This is a genomic window from Lentilactobacillus dabitei (assembly GCF_019061365.1).
In the GTDB taxonomy this organism is placed as follows: Bacteria; Bacillota; Bacilli; order Lactobacillales; family Lactobacillaceae; genus Lentilactobacillus; species Lentilactobacillus dabitei.
The window spans coordinates 17,832-29,514 of record NZ_JAHPPD010000026.1; the positions used below are offsets into that span (position 1 = coordinate 17,832).

Sequence of the window (11,683 nt, forward strand, 5' to 3'; positions counted from 1 at the left end):
TATTTTCTAAAAGTAAAGTATTATTTACCATAAATAAAATTTAGTTAATAAAAAGACGGCTACATTTTACATGCAGTTGCCTTTTTATTGAAAGATTAATTTAATCCTGTTCCTTTTGATAAACGTATTGACGAGTCATTGGCAACCCAGTTCCACTCGGTGCATTCGTCAGCAAATACTGCATAACGTCAATGTTACCTGCTTCAAATGAAGCCGCGCTGGCTTGCAGGTACAGCGACCACATTCTTGAGAACGGCACACCATACTTGGCTTGTACTTTATCAAGAACCTTCATGTAATTGGCATACCAAATTTCAAGGGTCTTTTGATAATGACGACGAAGTGGTTCCAAATCTGTTAACTGAAGACCGGCATCCATTACGTGAGTCAAATTCTCAGCCATGTTTGGAATATAGCCACCGTGGAAAATATACTTATTCAAGAAAGGATCAACCCCGGCCCCAACGTGTTGTCCGGTAATCCCGTGGATCAATGCCCGCCCATCTGGTTCCAAGAAATCCTTGACCTTCTTGAAGTACAACCCAAGGTTCTCCTTACCAACATGTTCAAACATGCCAACCGAGGTCACATAATCAAACTTTTCGTTGACTTCACGGTAGTCTTCCAACAAGACGTCAACTTTACCTTCCAAATGGCGCTTGGCAATTTGTTCCTTAGTGAAATCATATTGCTCTTGACTAAGGGTAATCCCAGTTGCGTGAAGATCAAATTCTTCAGCAGCCATGAACAATAAGGTTCCCCAACCACTACCGATGTCTAATAAACGCTTGCCGGCAACCGGATTGAGCTTATGCAAAATATGACGGTCCTTATTGATCTGAGCCTGTTCCAACGTATCGTCATCATGCTCAAAGTAAGCACATGAATAAGTCATTGATTTATCCAACCACATCTGATAAAAATCATTGCCAATATCATAGTGGCTTTGAATATCTTTTTCACTTTCCTTTTCAGAATGGGAAATCTTTGGTAAATGTTTTAAAAATGGGTTGTTGGTCAAAAAACTACCCGACTGACGGAAAGCTGAGGCAACCAGTTCCTGAATGCTGCCATCGATTTCAATGTCGCCGTTCATGTATGCTTCAGCGAGGACTAAAGTTGGCTTTGACGTCATTTCTTTAATTGGAATTTCTTTTTTAATTTCAATTTTTGCTTTGGGATCGCCGTCACCATATGTTTCAGTCTTACCATTCCAATAAGTAACTGAAACCGGAATGTCGAACGCATGACTCAATAATTCCCTGTAAACCGTTTTCTCTAACATCAAATAAACCTCCACGAATTATGATAATAAGTCCAGTGTAACGCTTATAGGGGTTATAAAAGCAACCCCAAATTGAAAATTAATTTCAATTTTTTTGTTCTGAGTCGTCCATGTCGCGGTCAATTTCCAACAGGCAACCAGACACTCAGCAGCGTACTGATCCTGCCACAATAAAAGCCTGCCGATCATAGCAGACTTTTCAAGCAGTCATTAGAACTGGGTTAACCGATGTATTTGCCGACAGCAGTTAACTTATCGAGAACAGTCCGTTTATGGGGCGTGTGATCAATCACAACACTCAAATCTTGACCGGCCAGCTTGCCGTGGTGCCGGCCGGTCGCCCACTGATCGACATTGGTCAGATCATACACAATCCCGTCAATTGCAACATAAGCCTTGTTACCATCTTTGCCGTCAAATTGCGCTAGTTGAGCCTTTGTAAAGGTTGTTTCAGTCATATCGTAGCCTCCCTATCACGTTCAAATATTTCCTTTAACTATACAACCTAATCCTTAAATATTTCAAGCAGTTTATGCTTCTTTATCTGGCAAATCGACCAGCTTAAATTGAGTGCCGCCATCATAAATAACCGCGTATAGCAATTTATCCTTATCCTCATCAAAGGGGCCGAGATTGATTGCCTGATGGCCGTCATAGGTCGCAACATCTTCAAACCGGTCAAAAATAACCTTGCGGACTAACTTCAAGACGTTGTTTTTTGCCTCAGCTTTTTCTGCAGCCACTGCTAATGTGTAGCCTTGGTCCAAGAACAACTTGATCTGATAGGCCTTGATTAACATGCTATAACTAAATTTACGATTCTGATTTTTACCCTGTTTACTTTCAATGTAGCCCTTGCGCTCCCAGTAACGTAGCTTGGTTTGAGAAATCCCGGTTGCCCGGGAAACATCCCCTAAGCCCATGTACCAGGCATTATCTTTGACAATTTCGGCTAATTTTTGTTTGAATTCCTTATCCACTTAAATTCCTCGTTTCTAATCATCGAGACTGTGTAATTGGTTTCATTGGCTCTAGATGGGCATTCTTATTATTAGATTCTCTATAACCCACCGTCTATTCATTAACATTAAGTATATATTATTGAATATCGTTGTCAAGATAGTTGACAATTGTTGTGAATAATCTTATATTAGTCAGGAATCGTTTTTTGAAGAAATCTAATTTGAAGTGAAGAAGGTAATCAATCGTGGCAAATTCAGTAGACGAAAATGGCAAGCCATATAATCGTGGAATAATGATTGTGGTCATTTTAATTGGTACGTTTTGTACTATTTTGAACCAGACCATTCTTTCGACGGCATTTCCTACTATTATGAAGGCCTTTGATGTGTCGACATCAACCGTTCAGTGGTTGACCACTGGCTTCATGATGGTTAACGGGATTATGATCCCAATTAGTGCTTGGTTAAGCACAAGATTCAATTCTAAAATACTCTATATAAGTGCGATGACAACGTTCTTCATTGGAACTATCGTCTGTTACACCGCACCAAACTTTGGAATGCTCCTGACTGGCCGTTTGATTCAAGCATTGGGTGTGGGGGTTACCATGCCATTACTCCAGACCATTATGCTGTCAATCTTTCCGCCTGACAAACGAGGAACTGCCATGGGCCTTGCCGGAATCGTCATCGGCTTAGCCCCAGCCATTGGCCCAACTCTTTCTGGATGGGTCATTGACAACTGGACTTGGCGAGATCTTTTCGGCATGATTCTGCCATTACTAGTAATCGTTATTTTGGCCAGTTTTTTCTTTGTTAAGAGTGTACTGCCAACGAAGAAAGTTGGAACAGACATACTCTCAATCATCATGTCAACCGTTGGCTTTGGTAGCTTACTTTACGGGTTCTCATCAGTTGGTGAGGACGGCTGGGGCAGCGCAACAGTTATCAGTACCCTCGTGATCGGGGTTATCTTCATCATTGGTTTCATTTGGCGTCAATTAACCATGAAGAAACCCTTCTTGGAATTCCGAGTTTATCGGTCATTTCCATTCACCATTTCTGCCATCTTAAGTTCTGTTACAATGATGGCAATGGTTGGAGTTGAAATGGTCATCCCATTGTACCTGCAAATTGTTAAAGGCATGTCTGCGTTTGAATCCGGACTAACCCTCCTTGCTGGAGCCATTATGATGGGAATCATGAGCCCAATTACTGGCCGGGCTGTGGACCGGTTTGGTGCCAGACGGCTTTCGATCATCGGAATGTTCTTTCTAACCCTTGGCTCAATTCCATTTATCTACATTACAAAGAGTACGCCAACTATCTACATCGTGTTCTTCTACGCCGTTCGGATGTTCGGTATTTCAATGTCAATGATGCCGGCTACCACAGTTGGAATGAACTCCTTACCACTTAATCTACTGAGTCACGGAACTGCTGTTAACAACACGCAACGCCAAGTCGCTAGTTCAGTTGGAACCGCCGTGTTGATCAGTATCTTGACCAACGTAACGAAGAACAATATGCCTTCAAAGCACATGCTGACCACTAACCCATTGAATTACCAGACCCATGCCATTAACGCGACATTAAGTGGTTACCATGCAGCATTCCTGATCTCATTGATCTTCTGTCTGCTTGCATTTATCACCGCGTTCTTCTTGAAAAACCGTGGTCACTCATCTGACTATACTAAAGCAGGAGGCGAAGATTAATGATATTAGCAACTTTAGTAATTAGTGTTGTTTTGGGCTTTGTCTTCTTCATTTACATTGAAAACAAGACTTGGAGCAATATCTTGACCGCCATCGCAATTATCGGGGCGGTTCTGTCAACCTTTTACATTATCAAAAACGACCATGATCATTACGGAATGAAACAAGCCACCGAACAAACGGCTCAGCCAATTTATTCCGTTGGCAAGTCAAAGCAAATGCAAATGGTCTTATATCAACCAATTGGCACTGCCGATAAGAAAAAGGTTTATATCTACCAAAAATCGGCGGATGCTAAGAAAAAATCCCACACCCGAGCAAAAGATGACACCACCAACAAAGTGGTTCGCATTAACGGCGAATCCAAGATGGTGACTCAAACCACTCATTGGAAATACAAAAATAAAGCTGCCAAGTTATGGTTTGGAATTGCCGATGAAGGCAATAAACTAGTCAAGCAACACAATACCTTGTATATCAACAAGGACTGGCTCGTACTTTCGACTACCCAAGCTAAAGCCCTGCAGAAGAAGATGGCTGATAAGTCTTATCAAGCCCAATTGAAAACTGCTGGAAAAGCCTTCGTCACCAAACAAGTGATGGCGGCCATGCAAAAGAACCCAAGGATGTCTGCTGCCGACCGCGCAAAGCTGGTTAAGCAAGCGACTGCTGAGTTCCATGCCCAAGCAGTTAAGAAGTTAATTGCGTCCTTGAAGTAATTCAGTTTACTAGCCTCAAAAAAGCGTTCCATAAAATCCAGATTGGATTTATGGAACGCTTGTTATTGTCCAGCCACTAAAAGTTAATGTTTACTAAGCTGCTTAACCAATTTTTCGGGAAAACTTTTTGAATCCAAATAATCGATCAATTCTTGGATAATATTCAGCCGGAATATCTAAATCAATCGCCTTCAAGTTGTTCTCAAGCTGACTTGGCTTGCTGGCACCCGTGATTAAGCTGGAAATTCTTGGATCTCTCAACGTCCAGGCTAATGCAAATGTTGCCAAATCTGTATTGAGCTCGCCGGCCATCTGGACTAAGACTTCAACCTTATCTAAATTATCTTCAGTCAAGAGTGCTTTGATCTGATCCTGGTAAGTTGCCCGCGAACCAGCAGGAATTTGGTGGCCCTTACGATATTTGCCGGTCAACAATCCTTGAGACAATGGTGAGAATGGCACAACACCAAGGCCTAATTTGCCACAAACATCCAACAATTCATGTTCAATATATCGATCAAACATATTATATTGCGGCTGAACCACGGACATTGGGTGGAGTCCCCGCTCTTGAATGATCAATTGGGCTTCCAAGATTTGGACTGGCCGCCATTCGCTGACGCCATAATACAGAATTTTACCTTGATCCACCAGGTCGCTTAATGCCTGTAATGTTTCTGCCAATGGTGTTTCAGGATCAAATCGGTGACAGAAGTAGAGATCTAAATAATCTGTCTGCATATTTTTCAGCGATGTGTCAATTGATTCCATAATGTGCTTTCTGGATAACCCGCGATCGTTGATTCCCTCACCGGTTGGGAAAAAGACTTTACTGGATAAGACAAGCTCTTTGCGAGGGAATTGTTGAAGCGTTTTGCCGAGAAATCGTTCGGCAGCCCCGCCACTGTATGCATCGGCACAGTCAAAGAAATTAATCCCATGTTCATATGCCAAGTTGATACTTTGAGCAGCTAACTCCTGCTTATCTGGTTCGCTGACATCAGTCATCCAGCTCCCCAATGCCAATTCACTTACCCGCAAGCCTTGCTTACTTAAATGTCGGTATTTCATATGATTGGTTCCTCCTAATAGTTGAAATAAGGCATCGTTTAAATTCCTTATTTACTTTACTCTAGCACCTCAAGTATACTTGAGGTAAAGTTAAATATTTCGGAGGCATTTAATGACCACTTACACCATCGCGGAAGTTTCAAAGAAATACGATTTGCCCATCTCAACACTGCGTTACTACGAAGAAATCGGGCTGCTTCCCCACGTTGCCAGAAATGGCAAAAACCGCCTGTACAACCAAGCGAATTTGGATCGGTTGGCGGCAATTTGCTGCTTCAAGGATACCGGAATGCCACTCAAAGAACTCCAGACACTCTTTAAATATGAGGACCAAGACCATGATTTAGATGAAGTGATTGATCTGCTCCAAACCCATTGCAACCGGGTGGCAGATCAGCTCGTCCTCCTTAAAGAAAATCAACGCCATATTCGGCGAAAGCTTCAATACTACACCGATATCCGGAGTGCCCAGGTGAACCATCAACCGCATCCAGATTGGGATGATTATCCATTAAGTCGGTTTGAGTGAATCTGCGATAACTAAAGCGTATCAAAAAGCAGTGGCCCCAATGACGAATTGTTTGTCAATCGTCGGGGCTACTGCTTTTTAAGCTGACCATGATTAATCAGCCTTTTTAATTATTTTTCAATCGTCACTGTTTCCATCGTAACCGCTTCTTTAGGCTTATCGGAGCCGTTTCGGTCAACCTGACTAATTTCCTTGACGACATCCATGCCGTCAATCACTTGGCCAAACACCGTATGCCTGAAATCAAGCCAAGGGGTGCCACCATTTTGATAAGCTTCAATAATTTCTTCTGGGTAACCAGCCGTCTTCATTTGCTGAACCATGCCATCGTCAACATGCTCGTTGGTCACAATAAAAAATTGGCTGCCATTAGTATCCGGACCGGCATTGGCCATCGACAAAGCACCGTTGATATTAAACAGTTCTGGTGAAAATTCATCAGCGAAGTTGCCGCCAAAACTGCTTTCACCACCGGCACCAGTTCCAGTTGGATCGCCGCCTTGGATCATAAAGTCTGGAATTACGCGATGGAAAGTAACCCCATCGTAGTAACCCTTTTCAGCTAAGGCAACAAAGTTCTCCACCGTTTTGGGAGCTTGCTCAGGGAATAACTGAATCACAATATCGCCATGGTTGGTTTTAATGGTTGCTTTGGGGCCATTTGCGTATGCCAAATCTAGTTGAGGTAAGGTCATTATTTATTTTCTCCTTTATTATGCATCATCACTACTGCAAAAGCGTATCATATCCCGAGAGGAAAGTCAGGTAAATACAGCTAATTATTAACACTTTTTGCTTTGAATACGTTAGAATTGACTTGTACAAATTTTCACGAAGACGGGGTAACAGACATGAAAGTCTCTCAAGAACATTGGCGTCGAAATATTTATCTATTTCTGATCAGTCAATTTCTAACCGGAATTACCAGTATGATCGTCCAATACGCAATCATTTGGTATTTAACCAAAAAAACCGGGTCGGCTACCGTACTGAGTATTGCTACCATTTTAGGGATGCTGCCGATGGTCATTCTCAGCCCTTTTGTAGGCCCAATGGTCGATCGCTGGAATAAGAAGGGGTTATTGATCTTTCCGGATGTATTTGCAGCCTGTTTTGCTATTATTCTTTCAGTATCTGGAACGGTCTTTCACGTTTTCCCACTGTGGCTGATTTTTATTTCGCTACTCATGCGGTCATGCGCCCAAACCTTCCAGATGCCAACGATTCAATCCGTAATGCCGACAATGGTGCCAGACAAGGAATTGACCAGAATGAACGGCCAGCTCGGAATGGTTCAGTCCGCCAACATGATTATTGCACCGGCTTTGGGGGCCTTCCTATTCGCCCTGATTCCAATCGAGTACCTCATCTTATTGGATGTCTTAGGTGCCATCATCGGGATTTGCATTTTAACCTTTGTTCAGATTCCAAATAACGAAAAAATCGATCAGCCGATGCACGTCCTGCACAATACCAAACTTGGCATCAAGCAGTTGACCAGCAATAAGGGGCTTTGGTCTATTACCCTAATTGGGGCTGTCTTCACCTTGACCTATATGCCGGCTGCCAGCATGTACCCACTCATGACAATGAAATACTTTCAGGGAACGGTCAGCCAAGCCGGCTTGATTGAAGCCATTTATTCAAGCGGAATGTTTATCGGTGGGGCCATCATCGGGATTTTTGGTAAATGGAAAAACCGGATGAAGCCCGTGATTATTGCTTTCTTTTTGGTTGGTATCCCCACCGGAATTAGTGGCATCCTGCCAGGCAACCAAACCGGCTTTGTTTGGTTTGCGGTCTTAAACATCGTCGAAGGCATTGCCACACCATTCTTCACGACACTCCTCATGGCAATGATTCAACAAAGCTATCCGCCTAAGGAACTTGGTCGGGTCTTGGGGGTTCTCAACTCGTTACTCAACTTGGCTGGGCCGATTGGGCTCATCTTTGCCGGCCCACTTGCCGACGTCATTGGAATTGAACGGCTGTTTATTGTCGCCGGTATCGGTTCGGCGATCTGCGGCTTAGTGGCACTGCTGATGCCATTAACGCGGCAATACGATATTCGGTTGCATGAAAAGTTAGCCGAAAAAGAATAGGCTGTAAAAAAGTGGTGGCTCTCCTCCCGACTTCAGTTGTTGAGTTGGGAGGTGGGCTACCACTTTTCTCTCTGATATTGTTTGGTGATTAAGTTATTCCTAATGTGAGGTTAGAGGGAGAAATGGCGTTGGTTATTGCCTCTGTTTTTAATCGTTTGGATCACTTTACTAGGACAGCTCCTCAAGGCAGCAACCTGCACGTAAGCATCCCAAGCAAAAATTCCAAACCCCGGAATTTCTCCTTGGGGCGACTTACGCTCCGGTTGCTAACCGCCTGGATCCGCTCACTCGTTTTAGGACAGCTCCTCAAAGCAGTAACCTGCACGTAAGCACCTCTAAGAAAAATCCCCAAACCCGGGATTTCTCTTAGAGGAGACTTACGCTCCGGTTACTAACCGCTTTGATCCGCTTACTCATTTTTTATCTTCTCACCCGTCAAGCCCATTGCATTAATCGCCACAATGACCGTTGACATCGCCATCACCGCTGCTCCAACTGCTGGATCGAGGATAATGCCGATAAATGATAAGACACCGGCAGCCAGCGGAATTGCAATAAGGTTATAGCCAGCTCCCCACCACAAGTTTTGGACCATCTTGCGATTGGTAATTTTGGCCAAATCCAAGAAATGTAGAATGTCACTTGGTTCTGATTTAACCAAGATCACGTCTGCTGAATCAATTGCGACATCCGTTCCGGCACCAATTGCGACACCAATGTTTGCCGCTGCTAGACTAGGGGCATCGTTCACCCCATCACCAACCATGATGACATGATTGCCCTTTGCTTGATACTCAGCCACAATCTTTTGCTTATCATTGGGTAACAGACCTGCGTGAAATTCTTTTAATCCAAGTAAACCAGCCACGTGTTCAGCGGCTTTTTGATTATCACCGGTTAACATCACCGGAGTAATTCCCCGCTTTTGCAAACCACTGATTAACTCTTTAGCCCCAGCCTTAATGGTATCGCCCTCAGCAACCATTCCCTGGACTTGTTTATCTTGAAGAAGGAAACTGACTGAGTTACCTTTTGCGGCCCACTCATCAGCAACTCCTTGATCAAATTGAATGCCCTGTTTCGTCAGATAGTTGCCGTTAACAATCATATATTGGTGACCGTTGATTTCACCAGCAATACCCACGCCGGGAATATTTTGAGACGCTTGAGCTGCTTCAACTTTAATCCCTTTTGCCTGAGCTGCGGCGATAATTGCCTGGGCAAGCGGATGAGTTGAATTGCTTTCAAGAGCTGCCAACCGCGTCAGCAACGTCTGTTCGTCAACATCTTTACTCGGGACCAAAGCATTCACGGTAAATTGACCTTCAGTCAAAGTTCCCGTCTTATCCAGAAGAACGTGGCTGACATGTTGGCTGGCTTCAATGGCTTGCCGATTGCGAACCAGCAGACCGTTTTGAGCACCAATTGAAGTCGAACGCGAAACGACCAGCGGAATTGCCAACCCTAAAGCGTGGGGGCAGGCAATCACGAAAACCGTCACCATAATCGTCATTGCAGTTGCCAAACTTTGTGGTAACCAAGCAAAGAAAGCAATGATTCCAACGCCAAAAGCAGCGTAGAACAGGTATTTGGCCACTAGATCAGCCTTATCTTCAGCTTTTGATTTGGACTGTTGGGCATTTTGAACCATCTTCATGACTTGAGAGAGATACCCGGAATCCCCGGTACCACTGATTTTAACCGTCAGCGTACCGTTATTATTAGTCGCTCCGCCAATGACCTTGTCGCCAACATTCTTGGTAACGGCAGCTGATTCACCAGTCACCAAGGCTTCGTTCACTGTGGATTGACCATCAGTGATAACTCCGTCAGCAGGGATACTTTCTCCAGAGCGAACTTGAAATGACTGGCCAACTTGTAAATCGGCCACGGCAACGTCTTTAGTCTCACCGGTTTCAGTGACCAGATGAGCTGTCTTAGGTAGCAAGGCCGCCATCTTTTGTAAGGCGTCACCGGCACCCATCAAAGCATTCATTTCAATCCAGTGCCCTAACAACATGATTAAGATTAGCGTCGCCAATTCAAATGAAAAATCCATCACGTGGTTCGCTGGATTCAAGAAATTGTTAGCCACAAATGCGTACAAACTATAAAAGTACGAAACCGAGATTCCAAGGGTAACCAGCGTCATCATTTCAGGTGACTTATCCTTGATCTCGGCAACTGCGCCCTTCAAGAACGGCATCCCACCATAGAAATAGAGTGCTGAATCAAACAACACAATCACAATACCAACAGCCAGCGGGGCATTCAAATTAATAATTGAAATATTTAAGCCCATGATGGGTGCCAACAATAAGACTGGAATTGCCAAAACAACCGAAATCCAGAACTTAACCTTCAAGTTCCCCATGTGCATCATGGAGCCACCGTGCATCATCACGTCACCACCGGCCATATCCATATTATCCGACATATCCATATGGCCATGATCCATCCCGCTCATGTTCATGCTCCCATGATCCATTTTCATCTGATGGTCCGTTGAACTTATCCCGTGATCCATCTTCATACCGTCATGGTTCATCGATTGCATACCGTTCATCTTTTGGTGATCATTTTTTATATCATCCATCTTCATCTGGTCCATATTATTTTCCTTATTGGCCATGTTCCTCAACCTCCTCACACATATGATGGCCCGGCAAACAGTTGCACTGCACCTGTTCAGGGGCTGTTTTTGCTTTTTCCGTTAAAATAGCTTGCAGTTCAGCGATATCTGCCTGGGAAAGCTCCCTGGTTTTGATAACGCCGGCAATTGTGGACCCAGCCCGCATTGCACACATATGATCAAACAGATCTGTCGCTGCTGCGGCCATGGACTCTTTCTCGCCCACAATTGGTTTAAAAACGAACGGTCGACTCGTTCCGCTCTGGACAACGGCCCCTTTATTAATCAGCCGATGCAATAAGGTCTTTGTCGTCGAATCTGACCAGCCTTGTAGTTGATTCATCGCGTCAATCAGCTCCCGGCTTGTGGTTTTCCCCATTGTCCAAATTGCTCTCATAACTTCCCATTCTGAGTCTGTGATAGTTTCGTTCTTTGCGTCTTTCATTTTGGGGTCTCCTCTGCGTTATCCTTTAAATTTACATCTGTCACCTTTCAACAATTCAAGTTTACATCTGTCACTTATTTAATGCAAATTTTTCTACCGATCAATGGTTATTCTGGGCAATAAAAAAAGCGCTCATTGATTGTGAAGTGCAACAGAAAAGTTAGACAAGTTTAGATATTGATTTAAGCTACCATGGCTTGATTCCTGTATTCTACAGGGG

At 43.8% G+C, this 11,683-nt stretch carries 11 protein-coding genes; 4 read left to right on the top strand and 7 right to left on the bottom strand.

What is annotated here, in order from left to right; translation table 11 throughout:
- Positions 1-100: 100 nt before the first annotated feature.
- The 3 genes from KTE19_RS05660 to KTE19_RS05670 form a co-directional block, all read right to left on the bottom strand.
- Positions 101-1,285 (bottom strand): SAM-dependent methyltransferase, encoded by a 1,185-nt coding sequence (locus tag KTE19_RS05660; protein ID WP_217163107.1) that lies wholly within the window; start codon positions 1,283-1,285, stop codon positions 101-103.
- Positions 1,286-1,506: 221 nt separating this feature from the next.
- Positions 1,507-1,743 (bottom strand): cytochrome b5 domain-containing protein, encoded by a 237-nt coding sequence (locus KTE19_RS05665; protein WP_217341816.1) that lies wholly within the window; start codon positions 1,741-1,743, stop codon positions 1,507-1,509.
- A gap of 72 nt (positions 1,744-1,815) precedes the next feature.
- On the bottom strand, positions 1,816-2,265 hold the full coding sequence (locus KTE19_RS05670; RefSeq protein WP_347339400.1) for a MerR family transcriptional regulator: 450 nt from the start codon (positions 2,263-2,265) through the stop codon (positions 1,816-1,818).
- A 227-nt stretch (positions 2,266-2,492) separates the two neighbouring features.
- Here KTE19_RS05670 and KTE19_RS05675 point away from each other — a divergent pair, with 227 nt between their 5' ends.
- Positions 2,493-3,965 (top strand): MDR family MFS transporter, encoded by a 1,473-nt coding sequence (locus KTE19_RS05675; protein ID WP_217163101.1) that lies wholly within the window; start codon positions 2,493-2,495, stop codon positions 3,963-3,965.
- Positions 3,965-4,684 carry a DUF4811 domain-containing protein gene (locus tag KTE19_RS05680; protein ID WP_217341817.1) on the top strand — a complete coding sequence of 240 codons (720 nt, stop codon included), beginning with the start codon at positions 3,965-3,967 and terminating at the stop codon, positions 4,682-4,684. Before KTE19_RS05675 ends, KTE19_RS05680 begins: the two co-directional genes overlap by 1 nt.
- A gap of 102 nt (positions 4,685-4,786) precedes the next feature.
- Here KTE19_RS05680 and KTE19_RS05685 read toward each other — a convergent pair whose 3' ends face one another.
- Positions 4,787-5,755: an aldo/keto reductase family protein gene (locus KTE19_RS05685; RefSeq protein WP_217163097.1), complete on the bottom strand. Its 969-nt coding sequence runs from the start codon at positions 5,753-5,755 to the stop codon at positions 4,787-4,789.
- A gap of 112 nt (positions 5,756-5,867) precedes the next feature.
- Between KTE19_RS05685 and KTE19_RS05690 the strand changes: the two genes are divergently transcribed.
- The gene (locus tag KTE19_RS05690) at positions 5,868-6,284 is read left to right on the top strand and encodes a MerR family transcriptional regulator (RefSeq protein ID WP_217163095.1); all 417 of its coding nucleotides are present in this window, start codon (positions 5,868-5,870) and stop codon (positions 6,282-6,284) included.
- A gap of 110 nt (positions 6,285-6,394) precedes the next feature.
- Here the strand turns inward: KTE19_RS05690 and KTE19_RS05695 are convergent, their stop codons facing one another.
- A complete protein-coding gene (locus tag KTE19_RS05695; protein ID WP_217163093.1) occupies positions 6,395-6,979 on the bottom strand; it encodes a peptidylprolyl isomerase in 585 nt (194 codons plus the stop codon).
- 156 nt (positions 6,980-7,135) lie between these two features.
- Between KTE19_RS05695 and KTE19_RS05700 the strand changes: the two genes are divergently transcribed.
- Positions 7,136-8,386 carry an MFS transporter gene (locus tag KTE19_RS05700; protein WP_217341818.1) on the top strand — a complete coding sequence of 417 codons (1,251 nt, stop codon included), beginning with the start codon at positions 7,136-7,138 and terminating at the stop codon, positions 8,384-8,386.
- 409 nt (positions 8,387-8,795) lie between these two features.
- Here KTE19_RS05700 and KTE19_RS05705 read toward each other — a convergent pair whose 3' ends face one another.
- Positions 8,796-11,018, bottom strand: a complete 2,223-nt coding sequence (locus KTE19_RS05705) for a heavy metal translocating P-type ATPase (RefSeq protein ID WP_217163088.1) — start codon at positions 11,016-11,018, stop codon at positions 8,796-8,798.
- Entirely contained in the window at positions 11,008-11,463 is a 456-nt protein-coding gene (locus KTE19_RS05710; RefSeq protein WP_217341819.1) for a CopY/TcrY family copper transport repressor, read from the bottom strand. The genes KTE19_RS05705 and KTE19_RS05710 overlap by 11 nt, the downstream gene beginning before the upstream one ends.
- Positions 11,464-11,683 lie beyond the last annotated feature (220 nt).